The 18222-nt window shown below is 68.7% G+C and carries 17 protein-coding genes; 16 read left to right on the forward strand and 1 reads right to left on the reverse strand.

The genetic code is table 11. The features are described 5' to 3' along the window. Window positions 1–549 precede the first annotated feature (549 nt). The gene (locus A3CE_RS0142795) at window positions 550–1866 is read left to right on the forward strand and encodes an NsdA family TPR-like regulatory protein (protein WP_245589681.1); all 1317 of its coding nucleotides are present in this window, start codon (window positions 550–552) and stop codon (window positions 1864–1866) included. A gap of 13 nt (window positions 1867–1879) precedes the next feature. Then, window positions 1880–2767, forward strand: coding sequence for a phosphotransferase (locus A3CE_RS0142800; RefSeq protein WP_020646267.1), 888 nt, complete (start codon window positions 1880–1882; stop codon window positions 2765–2767). Between the two features lie 88 nt (window positions 2768–2855). On the opposite strand, the gene A3CE_RS52495 is transcribed toward A3CE_RS0142800, so the two are convergent. Next, window positions 2856–3566 (reverse strand): IclR family transcriptional regulator, encoded by a 711-nt coding sequence (locus A3CE_RS52495; protein WP_020646268.1) that lies wholly within the window; start codon window positions 3564–3566, stop codon window positions 2856–2858. Between the two features lie 131 nt (window positions 3567–3697). On the opposite strand from A3CE_RS52495, the gene A3CE_RS0142810 reads away from it, so the two are divergent. The 14 genes from A3CE_RS0142810 to A3CE_RS52505 all read left to right on the forward strand — a co-directional run bounded on the left by A3CE_RS0142810 (window position 3698) and on the right by A3CE_RS52505 (window position 18170). Then, entirely contained in the window at window positions 3698–5179 is a 1482-nt protein-coding gene (locus A3CE_RS0142810; protein ID WP_026469400.1) for an aldehyde dehydrogenase family protein, read from the forward strand. A gap of 29 nt (window positions 5180–5208) precedes the next feature. Then, window positions 5209–5835 carry an NAD(P)H:quinone oxidoreductase gene (gene wrbA, locus A3CE_RS0142815; RefSeq protein ID WP_020646270.1) on the forward strand — a complete coding sequence of 209 codons (627 nt, stop codon included), beginning with the start codon at window positions 5209–5211 and terminating at the stop codon, window positions 5833–5835. A 10-nt stretch (window positions 5836–5845) separates the two neighbouring features. Then, complete coding sequence (locus A3CE_RS0142820; RefSeq protein ID WP_020646271.1) at window positions 5846–6514, forward strand: DsbA family oxidoreductase; 669 nt, start codon at window positions 5846–5848, stop codon at window positions 6512–6514. Continuing rightward, entirely contained in the window at window positions 6511–6828 is a 318-nt protein-coding gene (locus A3CE_RS0142825; protein ID WP_020646272.1) for an NIPSNAP family protein, read from the forward strand. The genes A3CE_RS0142820 and A3CE_RS0142825 overlap by 4 nt, the downstream gene beginning before the upstream one ends. Further along, window positions 6825–7229, forward strand: coding sequence for a carboxymuconolactone decarboxylase family protein (locus A3CE_RS0142830; protein ID WP_020646273.1), 405 nt, complete (start codon window positions 6825–6827; stop codon window positions 7227–7229). The genes A3CE_RS0142825 and A3CE_RS0142830 overlap by 4 nt, the downstream gene beginning before the upstream one ends. A 35-nt stretch (window positions 7230–7264) precedes the next feature. After that, window positions 7265–7579 carry a hypothetical protein gene (locus A3CE_RS0142835; RefSeq protein ID WP_020646274.1) on the forward strand — a complete coding sequence of 105 codons (315 nt, stop codon included), beginning with the start codon at window positions 7265–7267 and terminating at the stop codon, window positions 7577–7579. 7 nt (window positions 7580–7586) lie between these two features. Next, the gene (locus A3CE_RS52500; RefSeq protein WP_020646275.1) at window positions 7587–8900 is read left to right on the forward strand and encodes a flavin monoamine oxidase family protein; all 1314 of its coding nucleotides are present in this window, start codon (window positions 7587–7589) and stop codon (window positions 8898–8900) included. Window positions 8901–9235: 335 nt separating this feature from the next. Next, complete coding sequence (locus A3CE_RS0142845; protein WP_084641966.1) at window positions 9236–10699, forward strand: APC family permease; 1464 nt, start codon at window positions 9236–9238, stop codon at window positions 10697–10699. 178 nt (window positions 10700–10877) lie between these two features. Beyond that, window positions 10878–11912 (forward strand): LacI family DNA-binding transcriptional regulator, encoded by a 1035-nt coding sequence (locus A3CE_RS0142850; protein ID WP_026469401.1) that lies wholly within the window; start codon window positions 10878–10880, stop codon window positions 11910–11912. A gap of 127 nt (window positions 11913–12039) precedes the next feature. After that, on the forward strand, window positions 12040–13302 hold the full coding sequence (locus tag A3CE_RS0142855; protein WP_051183829.1) for an ABC transporter substrate-binding protein: 1263 nt from the start codon (window positions 12040–12042) through the stop codon (window positions 13300–13302). 58 nt (window positions 13303–13360) lie between these two features. After that, complete coding sequence (locus A3CE_RS0142860; protein WP_020646279.1) at window positions 13361–14314, forward strand: carbohydrate ABC transporter permease; 954 nt, start codon at window positions 13361–13363, stop codon at window positions 14312–14314. A 3-nt stretch (window positions 14315–14317) separates the two neighbouring features. After that, window positions 14318–15229 (forward strand): carbohydrate ABC transporter permease, encoded by a 912-nt coding sequence (locus A3CE_RS0142865; protein WP_020646280.1) that lies wholly within the window; start codon window positions 14318–14320, stop codon window positions 15227–15229. 19 nt (window positions 15230–15248) lie between these two features. Then, on the forward strand, window positions 15249–16202 hold the full coding sequence (locus tag A3CE_RS0142870) for a glycoside hydrolase family protein (RefSeq protein ID WP_020646281.1): 954 nt from the start codon (window positions 15249–15251) through the stop codon (window positions 16200–16202). Between the two features lie 15 nt (window positions 16203–16217). After that, a complete protein-coding gene (locus A3CE_RS52505) occupies window positions 16218–18170 on the forward strand; it encodes a glycoside hydrolase family 32 protein (RefSeq protein WP_020646282.1) in 1953 nt (650 codons plus the stop codon). Window positions 18171–18222: the final 52 nt, after the last annotated feature.

Below are 18222 nucleotides of genomic sequence, written 5' to 3' on the forward strand. Positions count from 1 at the left end.
CTCATCGCCCGCACCCGCACGCGTCACCGTCGCGGTCAACGCAGCGGCCATCGCGCCCCGCCGCCGCTCTTGGTACCGGGACGACCGGAGACTCAGACCCGCACACCGCCGCGAGCAGACGGGCCAGCGCGCCCGGCAGACCATACCGACGATCACGCCGCCCCGCCATCCGCTGCTCAACAGACCGCAACGACGCCCGAGCCACCACGAATCGACGGCAACTCGAGCAGACCGGCCCCGGCGAGGCGGTCATCGGCGCCGAGAAGAACTGGGCACCACACACCGCCACGAACTCCCCGCGCGCCGCCATTCCTGTACCCATGGCGTCGTCGGTTACCGCGTGATCCACCGGCGCTGCTGCCGACGTCACCCACGTGATGTGCATCCGGGCGCCCGTTGTCGTCGTCATGCATATAGCGTCGATCAATTGGCGCATTGCCAAGAGGGCATTCTGGGGGGCATCGGCCGACACCCGGAGGCAATCTGGCCGCCGTTCCCGCTGGTCACCGGGGTACACTCGGAAGCCGCACCACTAGGGAGGGCATCGGAGTGGCCACGCCGAACGCCAAGCTACGCGCTATTCGCGAAGCGGCACCTTCGCGCGCGAAGGCTGGCGAGGGCATGACCCATGCGGAACTCGCCGATGCTGTGAACGCGTTCCTCTGGGAAACCCGGGAACAGCAATACACCCTGGACGCCGACACCATCAAGCGCTATGAAAGCGGCAAGGTCGGCTGGCCTGGCGAGGCATATAGAACAGGGTTGCGAACCGTGCTCGGTGTCGCCACAGACGCAGATCTGGGATTCCGCCCTACCAGACGGGGTGCCAGCACAGATCGCGCTCTGGTGACACTGCCAGTCGTGACCCCTGATCTGTACGGACAGGTTGAACTCGGCGTCAGCCCGTCTGAATTTCTCGCGCGTACCTCGGTGGAGACACCCGTCCCGCAGCGGATCGGCTGGACAGATGTCGAGCACGTACGAGTGACCACGCGTGCCGTGGCGATGTCAGAGAACCTCTTCGGAGGTGGCCTGTCCTGCGAGGCCGCCACCGGACAACTCCGCTGGGCAGGGCGACTGATCGAAGCCCAAGCGACCGATGACGTCCGCAACGCCATGTTTGAGGCGGTTGGCAATCTCAGTGGAGTCGTTGCCTACTCGGCGTTCGATATCGCGAACTATCAGGCCGCCGATCGTTGCTTCCAATTCGCCCTTTGGTGTGCCGACCAAGGAAATTCCTGGGCACTCCGAGCGAACACACTTGCTGAAATGTCGCGTAAGGCCGCGTATCTGGGCAATCTTGACGACGCGCTGTCGCTCATCGAGTTTGCCCAGGTCCGCTCGGACCGCGTGTCTGCCACCGGCCGGGCGATGCTCTGGACTATCCGTGCGCGCTTGCTGGCCTTGACTGGTCGAGCCGAGGAGGCGATCGAGGACGTAGATCGGGCCGATACGCATTTCGCGGATCGCGACCTGGCGGCCGATCCTCCGTGGTTGTGTTACTACGACGAAGCTGAGCACCAAGGAAGCACAGGCAAGGCGCTAATTCCCGTCGCTCGCGAACGGAACCTGATCGAACTGGCAGCGCCCCGCTTGGAAACGGCCATCCGGTTGCAGGGGGCGAACTACCCCAGGTCGCGTACCTTCTCCCGGACCCGGCTCGCTTCTCTGATGATGTCGACAGGTGACCCCCGCGAAGCCGTCACCATCGGTCGGCAGGCGGTCACCGAAGCCGCGCCTTTGCGATCTCAGCGAATCGTCAAGGAACTCAACGGGCTGGCTCACATCTCCGAGCAGCACGAGCGAATCGGCGACGTCGCCGAGCTACGACACGACATCGCCTCGCTAGCGCTGCCCGGAACCTGAGACGATCGATCACGTGACAGTGAACCTCACAGACGCTGACAGCGTGCTTTCGGCCTCCGCGCGGATCGTCGGCCTCGACGCCGCCGGGGCCGACCTGATCCGCGACGGCTCCAACGCGATGTACCGCCTGCCTGGTGGCGTGGTCGCCCGGATCGGCCGCCCCGGATCGCGGGACACCGCCAGGCGTGAGGTGCTGGTATCCCAGTGGCTCATTGAGTCCGGCCTACCGGTTGTTCAAGCGCTGCCGGATCTGCCGCAGCCCGCCATGGTGAACGATCGACCTGTCACGTGGTGGGCTTTGCTGCCTCCACATCGCCCCGCAACGCCCGCAGAGCTCGGCGCCGTCCTGCGCACCTTCCATGCTTTGCCCGTGCCGAAGGTGCCGAACCTGCCCGCGCATGACCCGTTCGCCAACCTCGACCCCCGCATCGCGGACGCTTCCGGCCTCGACGATGGCGACCGCGCATGGTTGCGTGGACACCTTTCGCAACTTCGCCAGCGCTACCAACACCTCACAGTCAACGGACCAGACCGGGTGATCCACGGTGATGCCTGGCAAGGCAACATCGCCGTTCCCGACTCTGGTCCGCCGATCCTGCTTGACCTGGAGATGGTCTCCCTCGGCCGCCGAGAGTGGGACTTGATCCAACTCGCCGTCGACTACACCGACTTCGCCCGGATCACCACCGACGACTACCGCTCATTCGTCGCCGCATACGGCGGCTACGACGTCACCACCGTGCCCAGCTACCGGACCCTCGCGGACATCCAAGAGCTTCGATGGGTCTGCTTCGCGCTAAGCAAATCTGATGCCCGCCCCGAGGCTGCCGACCAAGCACGGCACCGCATCGCGTGCATCCGTGGCGACCTACCCCGACCCTGGTCATGGGCAGCCATCTGAGATTTGCCCAGAGATCCCCGGGTCGCAAGTGGGTCACTAAATGAGTGTCCCCTCTGATCGCCCTCAACACTCACGAGGCTCTTGGTGACTAGGACTGCGCGGCTGTCTCCGGGGTGAAGTCGCCGGACAGCCGCCGGGCCGCCTCGGCGGCCGCCGCGGTGACGAGCTCCGGGATGTGCGGGTCCGAAACCTCGACGCCGAGCTGGACGACGCCGATGCTGGCCGTCGCCCAGTCGGAGGTCCTGATCGGTGCCGCGACGCCGACCGCTCCGCTCTGGAGGGCTCCGGCCGTGAGTGCGTACCCGCGGCTGCGCGCGAGCTTGACGTCGTCGCCGTCCTCCGGGGCCGGCGGTCGGCCGGCGAGGATGGCGAGGCCGTCGGCGCCGACGGCGAGGGGGTGCCGGGCCCCTTGCCTCAGGGCGAGGTGGAACAGGCCGCGCGTGGGCTCTTCGGTGAGCAGGATCAGCGCCTGGTCGCCGTCCGCGATGCTCAGCAAGGTGGTGCTGTTCGTTTCCTCGCTGAGCCGGCGCAGGATCGGGAGCACGGTGGCCTGCAGCTGGGGACGCAGCTTGCTGGCGAGTTCGGCGATGCCGATCCCGAGCACGTAGCGGGTGTCGAGGCGGCCGACGAGGCGGTGGACCTCGAGCGTGCGCAGCAGCCGGTAGACGACCGCCCGGGCCGTGGAAAGTTTCTCGGCCAGCTCCGCCGCGGTCAGCCCGTCGCCGTGGGTGGCCAGCAAGCTCAGCACGGTGAGCCCCCGGTCGAGGGTCTGGGAGGTCTCCCCGCTCGGCGAGTTCATCGTCAGGGTCCTCCGTTGGCGGCTGGGTGCTGCAGATGGTTTAGCACAGCGGGCCGGATGCCCGTGTGATTGACCGGCGTCGACGTGGATCGTATAGTACGAATATCGATCAGCAAGGACGGTAATCGAACATGTCTCGACGTTCCACTGCCGAAGACCTCGCACGCAGCCTCCCCACCACCCCCTACGTGGCCGGGCACTGGCAGCCCGATTCCCCGCAACACACGTTCGACGTCGTCGATCCGGTCACCGAGCGCCCGCTGGTCACGGTGACCGAGGCGGACGCCGCGACCGTGGACAAGGCCGTCACCTCCGCGCGCGACGCGCTCGACGACGGCGAATGGGCCCGGCTGGACGGCGCCGCCCGTGGCTCGCTGCTGCTCGCCTTCGCGCAGCTGATCGAGGACCACGCCGAGGACTTCGCCGATCTCGAATCCCTCGACGTGGGCAAGCCGGGCATCGAGGTCCGGGTGATCGATCTTCCGCAGACGGTGGGCACCTTCCGGTACTACGCCGGCTGGGCCGACAAGCTGACCGGCCAGTCGATCCCCACGCCGGGCTACCAGGGGCGGCGCACCCTCAGCTACACCGTCCGGCAGCCCGTCGGCGTCGTGGCGGCGATCACGCCGTGGAACTCGCCGACGATGATCGGGTCCTGGAAGATCGCGCCGGCGCTGGCCGCCGGCTGCGCCGTGGTCCTCAAGCCGCCGGAGGACGCGCCGCTGACGTCGCTGCTGCTGGCGCAGCTGGCCGGGGAAGCGGGCTTTCCGCCCGGCGCGTTCAACGTCGTCTCCGGCCGCGGCGCCACCACGGGCAAGACACTCGTCGAGCATCCCGGGGTCGACAAGATCTCGTTCACCGGAAGCCCCGAAACCGGCCGGATCGTCGCGGCCGCGGCCGCCCGGACCTTCCGGCCCACGACGCTGGAACTGGGGGGCAAGAGCCCCCAGATCGTCTTTGCCGACGCCGACCTGGACGCGGCCGCCGCCGGTGTCGCGCTCGGGATCTTCGCCAACCAGGGGGAGGTCTGCGCGGCCGGCAGCCGGATCCTCGTCGCTCGCGCCATCCACGACGAGTTCGTGGACCGCCTCGCCGCCCACGCCGCCAAGGTGGTCCTCGGGGATCCGTTCGACGACGGCACCACGATGGGGGCGCTGGTCAACGCCAAGCAGCGCGACCGCGTCCTGGACTACATCCGGATCGGCCGTCACGAAGGGGCGAGGCTGGTCACCGGTGGCGGGCGCCCGGAGCGTCGCGGCTACTTCGTGGAGCCGACCCTGTTCGCCGGCGCCTCGCCCGGGATGACCATCGCCCGCGAGGAGATCTTCGGGCCGGTGGGCACGATCATCGCTTTCGACGACGATGACCAGGCGGTGTCCATCGCCAACGACAGCAGCTACGCGCTCGCCGCGACCCTGTGGACGACCGACCTGAGCCGGGCCCACACCGTCGCCGCGCGAGTCCGTGCCGGTGCCGTCGCGGTCAACGGCTGGTCGCCGCTCGACGCCCGCCTGCCGTGGGGCGGCTCGAAGCTCAGCGGGCTGGGCCGGGAGCTGGGCTGGGCGGGGATCGAAGCGAACACCGAACTGAAGACGATCACCGTCGTCCTCTGACTTGCTGCCACACAAGGAAGGAGTGCCGCATGGGCACCCGTATTCTCGTCACCTATTACAGCGCCACCGGTTCCGTGCACCGCCTCGCCAAGGCCGTCGAGGACGGGGCGGCGGCCGCCGGGGCCGAGGTCCGGCTGCGCCGGGTCGCCGAACTCGCGCCGCCCGAAGCGATCGCCTCGAACGCCGCCTGGGCGCAGCACAAGACGGAGACCGACGACGAGGTCGACGAGGCCGGCCTCGACGACCTGGAGTGGGCCGACGGCTACGCGTTCGGCACGCCCACCCGCTACGGCGCGCCGGCCGCGCAGCTGAAGCAGTTCATCGACAGCGCGGGCGGCCTGTGGCAGGAGGGGAAGCTGGCCGACAAGCCGGTCACCACGTTCGTCTCCTCGGCCGAGCGGCACGGCGGGCAGGAAGCCACGATCCTGTCCCTCAACAACGTCTTCTACCACTGGGGCTGCGTCATCCTCCCGCTGGGCTACACCGACGACATCGTCTACGCGGCAGGCGGAAACCCGTACGGCACGTCCTGGCCGGCCGGGTTCCCCTCCGTCATGCCCGACGACGAAACCCTGGAATGCGCCCGCTACCAGGGCGGGCGTCTCGCCCGCTTCGCCGAGGTACTGACCGCGGTGCGGTCGGGCGCACCGGCCTGACACCCGTGCCATGACCATCGAAGTCGACGTCTGGTCGGACATCCACTGCCCGTGGGCGTACGTCGCCGTGCACCGCCTGCGCGTCGCCCGGGAAGCCCACGGTCTCGACGTGGTGTTCGCGCCCCGCGCGTGGCCGCTGGAATGGGTCAACCGCCATGGGACTCCGCGCGACATCGTCACGACCGAGACGGCGGCCCTGGCCAGTCACGAACCGGACCTGTTCACCGCCTACACCGGCGAGTCCTGGCCGTCCACCTTCCTCCCCGCGTTCGAGCTCGTCGCCGCGACCCGGCGGCTCTACGGCGTCCGCGCGGCCGAAGACGTCGACTTCGCGCTGCGCCTGGCGTTCTTCCGCGACGGCGTCGACGTCAGCATCCGGGCCGGTCTGGCCGACGCGCTGGTGATCGCGGGCGGGCTCAACGCCGGCGTGGTCCCGGCGAAGGTCGAGGACGCCTGGCTGCGCACGAATCCGCGCGCGGACGTCGCCGAAGACTTCCGGGTCAGTGGCGGTCTCCCGATCCAGGGGAGCCCGCAGCTCTTCTGGCCGGACGGATCGACGACGCACAACCCGGGGATGACCGATCACCGGTGGCGCGGCGGACTCGTCCACATCGGACAAACCGACCCCGGCGAAGCCGAACGGCTGCTGCTGGCCCGCACCGCCGGGAGCCGGAATTGATCGTCGAAGAGCGCAACTACCTGCTCGTCCCCGGTGGAACACGCCGGTACCTCGACGCGTGGCACCGGCTCGGCCGCGGCCCGCAGGTGGCGCACCTCGGTGTCCCGCTCGGGGTCTACACGGTCGAGGTCGGCGACCTGAACACCCTGGTCTACCTCTGGGGTTTCGCCGACCACGCCGACCGGGCGAACCGGCGGGCCGCACTCGCCGAGGATCCCGGCTTCGCCGTCTTCCGCGGTGAGGTCCGCTCCCTGCTCGTCTCCCAGGTCAACCGCATCCTCGTCCCGGCCGTGCTCCCGGAAGGCAGCTCATGACCAGTACCCCGGCCCAGCGCTACCTCGACGAAATGGTCGCGAAGCGCGGGTATGTGCTCGATTACCACAAAGTCATGGCGGCCAACGACTTCCCGGTGCTGCAGGCCGCCGACAACCTCGTCGACGCGGCGTACCTCTCGCAGCGCCGGCTGGACCGCCGGACCAAGGAGCTCCTGTTCGTCCTGAGCCTGACCGTCCTGCGCGCGGACAAGGCGCACATCCAAAGCCACATCAGGGTCGCCCTCGGCCTGGGCGTCGAACCCCAGGAGATCCTCGAAGCCATCGAGATCGCCCTCCCCGAGGCCGGCGTCGTCGCCTTCCAGCACGGCTTCGACGCGTGGCGCGAGGTGGTGAACGCCGCGGCGCTCGAACCGTCCGCGCAGGTGCAGCCCCAGCGGTGACCGTCCATAATCCACTGCAGTCGAAGGAGCCCCGGATGCCGAAGTGTGTCGAGTTCGTCAAGTTCCGAGTCAAGGAGGGACAGCTGCCGGTCTTCCTCGAACGCCGGTCCGCGGCCATCCCGGCGGTCCGCGAGGCGCATCCGGACCTCATCGGCGCGCCGGTGCTCGCCGAGCACGCCGACGGCTCGTGGACCGATGTCTGGATCTACCGGACCGCCGCGGCCGCGGAACGCGCCAACGCGGGGGCCGGTGACATCCCGGAATTCCTCGCGATGGCCGAACTGCTCGAGGACGTGCGGGTCGAAGCCTCGAGCATGCCGGACGCGGTGACCGCGCCGGACGGGAAGTGAGCGGACCGTGAACCATGACGTTGACGTCGTCGTTGTCGGGGCCGGGTTCGCCGGGCTGACCGTCGCCCGGGAACTCGGGTGGATGGGCGCGCGGGTGGCCGTGCTCGAGGGCAGGGACCGGATCGGCGGCCGCACGTGGACCGACACGCGGATGGGCGAGCAGCTCGAGATGGGCGGCGGGTGGATCCACTGGATGCAGGGTCACGTGTGGTCGGAGGTGACCCGCTACAAGCTGCCCGTCGCCGAAACGCCGTGGCCGGACACGGCGCACTGGCTGGTGGGCGGCGACCGGCGCAGCGGCAGCGCGGCCGAGCTTCTGGAGCGGATGAACGACGGCATGCGCCGGTCCATCGAGGACTGCATGGAGGTGTTCAACCGCCCGTACGAACCGACCGCCGGCGACGGCTGGCGGGACCTCGACCGGCTGTCCGTCACCGACCGGCTCGCGGAGCTCGACCTCGATGACGAGGCGTACGCGCTGTGCGACGCGATGTGGAGCCAGAACTTCAACGCGCCGGCCGCCACCGGAGCGCTCACGCAGGCGTTGCGGTGGGGTGCGGTGAGCAACGGCGACTGGCAGCTGCTCCTCGACATCTGCTCCCACTGGAGGTTCCGCGACGGCACGGTGTCCCTCGCGAACGCCATCAAAGCGGACGTAACCGGCGACATCCAGCTCGGCGTCCACGTGGCACGCATCGACGAGCGGCCCGACGGCGTCGTGGTGACGACCGCCGACGGGCGCGAGATCTCGGCCCGGGCGTGCGTGGTCACCGCCCCGATCGGCGTTCTCGGAAGCATCGAGTTCACTTCGGCCCTGCCGCGCGAGGCCCAGCAGGTCGCGGCCGACGGGCAGAGTTCGCAGGGGTTCAAGCTGTGGGTTCGCGCGCGGGGGGTCGACGGGCCGTTCATCGCGATGGCCCCGAGCGACGAGCCCCTCGCACTCATCCAGTGGGAACACGCGTTCGGCGACGGCGGCGACTTCACCGCGTTCTCCTTCGGCACCGATGCCCGGAAGTTTCCGGTCACCGACCTCGAAACGGTCAACCAGTACGTGGGCCGGCTGGTGCCCGGGATCGAGGTCACGGACTTCGCCAGCCATGACTGGGTCGGGGACCCGTACGCCCGGCAGACGTGGGCGATGCTGCGGCCGAACCAGCTCGAAGGGGTCCAGGCGCTCGCGACGATGCCCGGCCGCGTCACCTTCGCGGGTGCCGACTACGCCCACGGCTGGTGCAGTTTCATCGACGGCGCGATCGAAAGCGCGATGCGCGCGGCGAGGACGCTGCGCGAGCGTGTCCTGTACGGTGCCGATCGTTACTAATCCGACCACAGTCACGGCCGAATGGCTTCGTAGCAACGGTTACGTGCCGCGTGGGGGGTCGGCCTACTTTTGGCCGGATTAGTAAATTCCTGATGACGTCGGGAATTCGTGCCATCGCGGCCTGAACGGAAAATGTTCGGCCGAACGCCGGTTGTTGTTTCGTGCTCACGAAACAACAACCGGCTTTTCTGTTTCGTGGCCTCGATGATCATTCGGATCGCGCGTGTCGACCCTATTGACATGCCGTGATACCCGCCGCATGCTGTGTACGCAACGCGCACTCGACGTTCGATTATCGTTCACCGGCAATTTGCCAGTCAGCAGGGAGTTGTCGCATGACCGTCCCTACCCATCGTCTTCCCCGAGTCTTGACCTGGAAGTCCGGCGCCTTTCTGGGACTGACGACAATTCTGGGTGTCTTCACCACCGTCGGTTACATGATCGGACTGGTCGGCGCGTGGGCCGTGATCGCGATCTGGGCCGTTTCGATGCTGGTCGCGACAGCTCAGGCGTTCCTCTACGCCGAGATGGCGACGATGTTCCCGAACATGGCCGGCGGAGTCGCCGCCTACGCCAACGAAGGGCTCCGCCGCTACACGGTGTTCGTCGGGCCGATCGTGTCGTGGGGCTACTGGCTGGGGTACTCCCTGGTGCAGGCGGCCATCGCGCTGATCTTCGGTCAGGTGGTGCAGGCGCAGTGGTTCCCGGCGCAGACCTGGGGCGTCGACGTCCTCGGGGTCCACATCGGCCTGCCGCACGTCCTGGGAGCGGTGGCGCTGGTGAGTGTCTTCCTGCTCAACATCTTCGGCATCCGGCCCGCCGCGCGGGTCACCTCGTGGGGCGTCATCATCTTCACGGTCTTCGTCGCGGTCATGGTCATTCTGCCGTTCATCGAAGGCAAGTGGTCGGGCGCCGGCCTGACCTGGCGGCTCGACGATCCCAAGCTGGCCCTGGTGCTGCTGTACCTCGCGGGCTGGACGACCTACGCGGTGGAGGGACCGTCGCTGTTCGCGCCCGAGTACCGCAGCCCGGGCTCGGACACCCCCAAGGCGATCCGGGTGTGCGCGATGCTGATGATCGGCGTGTTCACGATCGTCCCGTTCGTCGTCTCCGGCACGCTCGGCGAGAAGGTCATCGGCGACAACCCGAACGGTTACGCCGTCGACGTCATGAACCTGTTGTGGCCCGGCAGTTCTTCGCTGGTGGTCGCGGTCGTCGCGATCGGGCTGTGGGTCACCCTGGTCGGCACCAGCGCGCAGGCCGGGCGGGCGCTGCTCGGGATTTCCCGCAGCGACCTGACCGTCAAACAACTGTCCACATTGAACAGTTACGGCATGCCCGGCCGCGCGCTGGGCGTCGACCTCGTCGTCAACCTGCTCATCCTGTTCCTCGTCGGGAACACCGTCGCGATCGTCGCGGCGAGCAACCTCGGGTACTTCATCTGCTGCGGCCTGGCGTGCTGGGCGTACGTGCTGCTGCGCCGCGACCGGCCGGAGTGGCCGCGCCCGTACCGCCTGTCCCGCAAGTGGGGCGCGGTCGCGATCGCGCTGGGCATCTTCGACCTCGTCGTCGCCGCGGTCGGGATCACCAACCCCGACCTGGCCGGCCGCGGCGGGCTCAAGGAGACCCTCATCTCGCTGGTGCTCCTGTTCGTCTGCATCCCGCTCTTCCTGCTGCGCCGGCTGTGGCAGGACCGCGACCGCACCTTCGCCTGGCGGGAGCCCACCCCGGCGCTGCCGTCCGGCGACGAGCACACCGTGGGCGAAGGCGCGGCACCGCAAACCGCACCGGTGGAGTAGGAAGCCGGCTCACCACGACCGGCCCGGAGGTTGCGCTGACAGCGACCTCCGGGCCGGTTTTCGCTGTCCGCACGGGTACCGGTCGCACGCCTCTTGACGAGGGGACGACCGTTCTGCATACTCTCGTAACCTCACGTTAATCGATTAACGTCGAGGAGCTGGGAAGGAGGGTGCGCCGATGGCCCGAGTCCGGATGTCCGACGTGGCCGCCCGGGCCGGGGTGTCCACGGCGACCGTCTCGATGGTGCTCAACGGGGTGGGCTCGACACGCGTGTCGCCGCAGACCCAGCAGCGGGTGCGCGAGGCGGCCGAGGCGGTCGGCTACAAGCCGAACTCCGTGGCGCGGAGCCTGCGGACGCAGCAGACCCGCATGGTCGGCCTGATCTCGGACACGATCGCCAGCACGCCGTTCGCCGGGCGGATGCTGGCCGGGGCCAACGACGTGGCGCGCGAGCACGGGCATCTGGTGATCCTGGTCGACACCGAGCAGGATCCCGATGCCGAGCGCCAGGCGCTCAACGCCTTGAGCGGCCAGCAGGTCGACGCGATGATCTACGCGAGCATGTGGCATCGCGTGGTCGAGGTGCCCGACGGCCTGCCCGAGGACGCCGTCCTGCTCGACTGCGCCCCGGCCGCGGGAGGCCGGGCCGCGGTCGTCCCGGACGAACAGGCGGGTGGCATGGCCGCGGTGCGGGAGCTGGTGACCGCCGGGCATCGCCGGATCGCGTTCCTGGACGCCGAGGAGCGGTTCGAGCTCGTCGCGTCGCCCCTGCGGCACGAGGGGTATCTCCAGGTCCTGGCGGAGGCCGGGATCGAGCCGGATCCCGCCCTGCACGCCCGTGCCGAACCGGTGGCCGGCGGCGGACGGGAAGCGGCTCAGCGGCTGCTGGACCTGCCGGCCGGGCGAGCGCCCACCGCGATGTTCTGCTTCAACGACCGCATGGCGATGGGCGCCTACGCGGCCGCACACCGCCGGGGCCTTTCGGTTCCCGGGGATCTCTCCGTCGTCGGCTACGACGACCAGCAACTGGTCGCGGCGGAGCTCGATCCGCCGTTGACGACGATCGCGCTCCCGCACTACGAAATGGGCCGGTGGGCGATGGAGGTCGCGCTCGGGCTGCGTCAGGCGGACCGGGCCACCCCGTACCTCATGCCGTGCCCGGTCATCCGCCGGGCTTCGGTGGGCCCGCCGCCGGCCGCGTTCGGCGACTGACGGCGGACCGCACTCTCACTGCATTCCACATGGCAGTTGGCGCTGCCATCCGGCACGGAGGCGACGGCCGGTCGCGCTCCGCAACAGAGAAAGAGATTCCACGGTGAAACGCAAATCCCTCCCCATCATGGTAGCGGCAGGCCTGACCGCGGTGCTCGCGCTGGGCGGCTGCGCCCGCGCGAGCCAGGATTCTTCGTCCTCCGGTGGACCCAGTGAGATCAGCATGTGGACGCACTCGGCGGGCAATCCCGGCGAGCTGGCTGTCTACCAGCGGATCATCTCCGACTTCAACGCGTCCCAGACCCAGTACAAGATCGTCCAGCAGAACTTTCCGCAGGGTTCCTACAACGACGCGATCACCGCGGCCGCCGCGTCGCGGAAGCTGTCCTGCCTGCTGGACATGGACGGCCCGGTGATGCCGAACTGGGCCTGGGCCGGCTACCTGCAGCCGCTGGGACTGCCGGACGACCTGATCAAGACGCTGCTGCCCACGACCGTCGGCCGCTACAAGGACACCGTCTATTCGGCGGGCTACTGGGACGCCGCGTTGTCGATCTTCGCGCGGAAGTCGGTGCTGGACAAGAACCAGATCAGGATTCCGACCGCCGAGAAGCCGTGGACGCTCGAGGAGTTCGACGCGGTCGTCACCAAGCTGAAGGCGAACGGCTATGCCACGCCACTGGACCTGGGCGCCGCCGACAAGGGGGAGTGGTGGTCGTACGCGTATTCGCCGATGCTTCAGAGCACCGGTGGTGACCTGATCAACCGGGCCACCATGAAGTCCGCCGACGGCGCGCTGAACGGTCCGGACGCGGTGAAGTTCTTCACCTGGTTCCAGCAGGCGTTCAAGAACGGCTGGGCGGACAATGCCGGCCCGGTCGGCAACCAGCGTTTCGTCGACAACAAGGTCGCCCTCAGCTACACCGGCGTGTGGAACGCCAAGGACGCGCTCGAAAGTGTCGGCAACGACCTGCTGATCCTGCCGCCGGTGGACTTCGGGAAGGGCCCGAAGATCGGTGGCGGTTCCTGGCAGTGGGGCATTTCCGCCGGCTGCAAGAACACCGACGGCGCCCGCGCGTACCTGAAGTTCAGCTTCCAGGACAAGTACCTCACCGCCTTCGCCGACAGCCAGGTGGTCATCCCGAGCACCACGGCGGCCGCGGCCGCGTCGAAGTACTTCGGCGACACCGCTCCGCTGCACCCGTTCGCCGTGCTGTCGCAGAAGTTCGCCCTGGCCCGGCCGGCCACCCCCGGCTACCCGGTGATCTCCTCGACCTTCGAGAAGGCGGCCAAGGACATCATGAGCGGCGCCGACGTGAAGCCGGCGCTGGACACCGCCGTGCAGGCGATCGACACCGACATCAAGTCCCAGAACGGCTACGGCTTCTAGCTCGCCGCTCCCCGCCCGGCGGGCAACGCCGGGCGGGCCGAGAGGGAAGGCACCTCCCATGACGGCGACCGTCTCGCCGGACACCCGCGCCGCGAGCGCGGTCCCGAAACCCGTCTCCCGCCCGAAGGGCCATCACGAACGACGCTCCGCGCGTCGCGCCGGCTGGGCCATGGCCGCCCCGGCCGTGGTGCTGCTGCTGGCGTTCCTGATCGTCCCGGTGATCCTCGGATTCGTCCTTTCGTTCACCAACGCCCGGCTCGTCTCGCCCGAGCCGACCACCTTCACCGGCCTCGACAACTTCGTCCGGGCCTTCACCGCCGATCCCACGTTCTTCCGCTCGCTGGTGAACACGGTCTGCTTCGCCGCCGTCGTCGTGCCGGTGCAGGCCGGGTTCGGGCTGCTGCTGGCCATCCTGGTGAACCAGAAGATCCGCGGCGCGGTGGCGTTCCGGGTCATCTTCTTCATCCCGGTCGTGACCTCGATCGTCGTGGTCTCGATCCTGTGGAAGTTCATGTACCAGCCGGACGGGCTCATCAACTCCTTCATCGATTCGATCACCTTCGGCGCCTGGCAGGGCACCGCGTGGCTGAACAACCCGAGCACCGCCCTCGCCGCGATCATCGTGCTGTCCATCTGGCAGGCGGTCGGCTTCCACATGCTGATCTGGCTGTCCGGCCTGCAGACCATCCCGCAGGAGCTGTACGAGGCGGCGCGGATCGACGGTGCGAGCACCTGGCAGCAGTTCCGCAACGTCACCTGGCCCTGCCTGCGCCCGACCCGGGTATTCGTGCTGATCACCATCACCATCGCCGCGCTCGGGTTGTTCGTGCAGATCGACGTCATGACCCAGGGTGGCCCGGTGGACTCCACCTCGACGCTGGTCTACCACGCCGTCCGGATGGGCTACCACCAGCAGCAGATCGGCTACGGCTCGGCCCTGTCCCTGGTGTTCTTCGTGCTGGTGCTCATCGTCGCGCTGGTCCAGCGCTTCCTGACCCGGGACAAGGACTGACCCATGACCATCCACAAGGGACACACCGGCTCGGACGAGCGGGTGCTGCGCCGCCGCCGGCGGGTCTGGATCTACCTGGTCCTGCTCGGACTCGCCGTCTTCTTCCTGTTCCCGCTCGTGTTCATGGTCGTCTCCAGCCTGAAACCCGACGGCCAGATCCTGTCCGACGTCGGCGGCTGGCGGGCGTTCCTGCCGCTGGGCGACATCAGCTTCGACAACTATTCCGCGGTGTTCGACCGGGTGCCGGTCGGGCGGTTCCTGTTCAACTCGGTCCTCGTCACGGTGGTGATCGTGGCCGCCGGGCTGGTGGTGAACTCGATGGCCGGGTTCGCGATCTCCCGGCTGCGCTGGACCGGCCGCGGCGTCGTGCTCAGCGTCATCATCGCCACGCTGATCGTGCCGTTCGAGACCATCGCGGTGCCGATGGTCTACTGGGTCTCGCAGCTGCCGACCCTGCTGTTCCAAAATGGACAGATCGTGTACGACTTCGGCTGGCTGGACACCTACCAGGTGCAGATCATCCCGTTCATCGCCAACGGCTTCTCGATCTTCCTGTTCACGCAATACTTTTCGACCATCCCCGCCGCGCTCGACGAGGCGGCCCGGATCGACGGCGCGGGCTGGTTCACCATCTACCGCAAGATCGCCGTGCCGCTGTCGGGGCCGGCGTTCGCCACCGTCGCGATCCTGACGTTCCTGCCGGCTTGGAACCAGTACCTGTGGCCGAGCATGGTCGTCCAGGACGAGAAGCTGCGGCCGGTCATGGTCGGCATGCAGTACTTCTTCCAGGACAACACGGCCTGGGGCGAGGTCATGGCCTACACCTCGATGATCACCTTCCCGGTGCTCGTGGTGTTCCTCGCCTTCCAGCGCGCGTTCGTCAGCAGCGTCGCGGCCAGCGGCGTCAAAGAATGACACTCTTCGAAAGGCTCGTATGTTTTCGCTGCCCGACTCCTGGGTCTGGGACTTCTGGTTCGCCGACGACGGCGACCGCTACCACCTGTTCTTCCTCTACGCCTCCCGCGCCCTGCACGACCCCGAAGCCCGCCACTACCGCGCCTCGATCGGCCACGCCGTCTCGGCCGACCTGGTGCACTGGACCCGGATCGAGGACGCACTGGTCCGCGCGGACGCCCCGGCGTTCGACGACCTGGCGACCTGGACCGGTTCGGTCGTGCGGCACCCGGAGGGCACCTGGTTCCTGTTCTACACCGGCGCCACCCGCGCCCCCGGCGGCAAGAACGTCCAACGGATCGGCTACGCCACCTCACCGGACCTTCTTACGTGGCAAAGGTTTCCGGAAAACCCCATCTTGGCCGCCGATCCTCGCTGGTACGAGACACTGGACGAGGGCTGGCACGACGAGGCGTTCCGCGACCCGTGGGTGTTCGCCGACCCCGGCGGGGACGGCTGGCACATGCTCGTCACCGCTCGCGCCGCCGGCGGTGAGCCGTTCGAACGCGGCGTCGTTGGCCACGCCGTCTCCGCGGACCTGCGGCACTGGGAGCTGCGCCCGCCGCTGACCGCGCCCGGGCCGCGCGGGTTCGGGCAGCTCGAGGTGCTGCAGGCCGAGGTGGTGGACGGCCGCCCGGTGCTGCTGTTCTCCTGCCTGGCCGAACACGCCTCGGCCGACCGCCGGGCCACCGGCACGACCGGCGGGATCTGGGCCGCGCCCGCCGGCGGCTTGCTCGGGCCGTTCGACATCGCGGCCGCCGAACCCGTCACCGACGACCGCTTCTACAGCGGCCGCCTCCTCCGCCGCCGGGCAGACGACCGCTGGGTGCTGCTCGCGTTCCAGCACCGCGGCGAACACGGCTTCGTCGGTGCCATCAGCGATCCCATGCCGGTGGCGTGGGACGGCAAACGTCTCGGCATTGTCGATTCCTGAATTCCTGGAGGTTCCATGCGCTCAACGACGAGCGTCCTTCGCCTGCTGTCCGCCGCCGTCCTCGTGGCGGCGACGGCGGCGGCGGTAGGCCTGTCCGACGCCCCTCCCGCGTCGGCGGCGACCACCTACCGCGCGCAGTACCACTTCACGGTGCCCGACCACTGGAAGAACGACCCCCAGCGGCCGGTGTACGTCAACGGCAAGTTCAACTACTACTACCTCTACAACGCCGACTACCCGACCGAAGTCGGCACCGCCTGGCGGCTGGCCACCACCACCGACGGCGTCGCCTTCGCGGACCAAGGCATCGCCGCGCCGAAGAAAACCAACGCGAACTACGACCTGTGGTCCGGTTCCGCGGTCGTCGACACCGCGAACACGGCCGGCTTCGGCGCCGGCGCGGTGGTCCAGCTGGTCACGCAGATGGACCACCCGGTCAACGCCTCCGGGCCGCAGGCACAGTTCCTGTGGTACTCGATCGACGGCGGCCGGACGTTCCGGCCCTACGGCGACACGCCGGTGATCCCGAACGGCGGCCGCCGCGACTTCCGGGACCCCAAGGTGATCTGGGACGCCGCGCGCGGCCGGTGGGTCGCGGCGATCACCGAAGGCGACCGGATCGGGTTCTTCACCTCACCGGACCTGAAGACCTGGACGTGGCAGTCGGACTTCGTCAGCACCTACGGCACCCTCGAATGCCCCGACCTGTACCCGATCCGCGCCGACGACGGCACCACGCACTGGGTGCTGGGCGTCAGCGCCGGTGGTGTCCCGGGTACCTACGCCTACTGGACCGGAGCCTTCGACGGCGCGGCGTTCACCGCCGACGCGGCCACCCCGCAGTGGCTCGATCACGGCTTCGACTGGTACGCCGGAGTCACCTGGGAAGATCCCGCCGCGCCGGCGGACCGGCGGTTCGGCCTGGCCTGGATGAACAACTGGGCCTATGCCGACACCACGCCGACCCGGGCTTCGGACGGCTTCAACGGGACTGACTCGATCGTCCGCCAGATCACGCTGAAGCACTACGCGGACGGCTATGCCCTGGCCTCGCAGCCGACCCCCGCGCTGGCGTCCCACGCCAGCGCGGTGACCAACCTCGGCACCATCCAGGTCAACGACGGCCTCGTGCCGCTGGCCTACCACGGGACGGCCTACCAGCTCGACACCGACGTCAGCTGGACCCAGCTGGACAACATCGGGCTGCAGCTGCGGACGTCGGCCGACGGGACCCGGCACGCGGACGCCGGGATCTACCACGACTACAGCTACCTCAACCGCCGCCAGACGGGGGAACCCGACACCACCGGCACGCGAGGGGAGAGCCACGCGCCGTGGAACCCGGCGAAGACCAGCGCGCACCTGCGCATCCTGGTCGACCGGACGACGATCGAGATGTTCGTCGACGACGGCCGGTACGTGCACTCCAGCGAGGTGTTCGCCGACCCCGCCGACACCGGCATCAACCTCTACGCCACCGGCGGCAGCGCCACCTTCGCCAACACGACCATCACCGAATTCGCCGACCTGTCCCAGCGCCCGGCGCATGTGGTCTCCGGGTTCGAGGGTGGCTCCTACGATCCCGGCTGGACCACCACCGGCAGCTTCACCGGCACCGGCCCATCCTTCGAATACCTGCCGGGCATGGTCGGCAACGCGGTCCTGGACACCTTCGCCGGCGGCGGCGACCCGGCCACCGGCACGATCACTTCACCGCCGTTCACCCTCGACCGCAACCACCTGCACTTTCTCCTCGCCGGCGGCAACCACCCAGGTCAGACCTCGATCAACCTGCTGGTGAACGGCCAAGTCGTGCGCACGGCTACCGGAGACGACACCGGCGTGCTCAAGCCGATCGACTGGGACGTCGGCGCCCTGCAGGGGCAGCGCGCCGAAGTGCAGGTCATCGACCAGGCGACCGGCGCGTGGGGACACCTCATGGCCGACCAGCTGCTGCTGAGCGATTGAACGGCAGGTGCCGCGGTGTCTTGAATGACTCATTCAGGTCTTCGGAGGTCCT

Origin of the sequence: Amycolatopsis balhimycina FH 1894 (genome assembly GCF_000384295.1) — a bacterium.
GTDB lineage: Bacteria > Actinomycetota > Actinomycetes > Mycobacteriales > Pseudonocardiaceae > Amycolatopsis > Amycolatopsis balhimycina.

Coding starts and splice junctions, on each gene's coding strand:
- A3CE_RS52495 (WP_020646268.1), bottom strand. CDS start 3,566: ATGAACTCGCCGAGCGGGGAGACCTCCCAGACCCTCGACCGGGGGCTC.
- A3CE_RS0142810 (WP_026469400.1), top strand. CDS start 3,698: ATGTCTCGACGTTCCACTGCCGAAGACCTCGCACGCAGCCTCCCCACC.
- wrbA (WP_020646270.1), top strand. CDS start 5,209: ATGGGCACCCGTATTCTCGTCACCTATTACAGCGCCACCGGTTCCGTG.
- A3CE_RS0142820 (WP_020646271.1), top strand. CDS start 5,846: ATGACCATCGAAGTCGACGTCTGGTCGGACATCCACTGCCCGTGGGCG.
- A3CE_RS0142830 (WP_020646273.1), top strand. CDS start 6,825: ATGACCAGTACCCCGGCCCAGCGCTACCTCGACGAAATGGTCGCGAAG.
- A3CE_RS0142835 (WP_020646274.1), top strand. CDS start 7,265: ATGCCGAAGTGTGTCGAGTTCGTCAAGTTCCGAGTCAAGGAGGGACAG.
- A3CE_RS0142845 (WP_084641966.1), top strand. CDS start 9,236: ATGACCGTCCCTACCCATCGTCTTCCCCGAGTCTTGACCTGGAAGTCC.
- A3CE_RS0142850 (WP_026469401.1), top strand. CDS start 10,878: ATGGCCCGAGTCCGGATGTCCGACGTGGCCGCCCGGGCCGGGGTGTCC.
- A3CE_RS0142855 (WP_051183829.1), top strand. CDS start 12,040: ATGGTAGCGGCAGGCCTGACCGCGGTGCTCGCGCTGGGCGGCTGCGCC.
- A3CE_RS0142860 (WP_020646279.1), top strand. CDS start 13,361: ATGACGGCGACCGTCTCGCCGGACACCCGCGCCGCGAGCGCGGTCCCG.
- A3CE_RS0142865 (WP_020646280.1), top strand. CDS start 14,318: ATGACCATCCACAAGGGACACACCGGCTCGGACGAGCGGGTGCTGCGC.
- A3CE_RS0142870 (WP_020646281.1), top strand. CDS start 15,249: ATGTTTTCGCTGCCCGACTCCTGGGTCTGGGACTTCTGGTTCGCCGAC.
- A3CE_RS52505 (WP_020646282.1), top strand. CDS start 16,218: ATGCGCTCAACGACGAGCGTCCTTCGCCTGCTGTCCGCCGCCGTCCTC.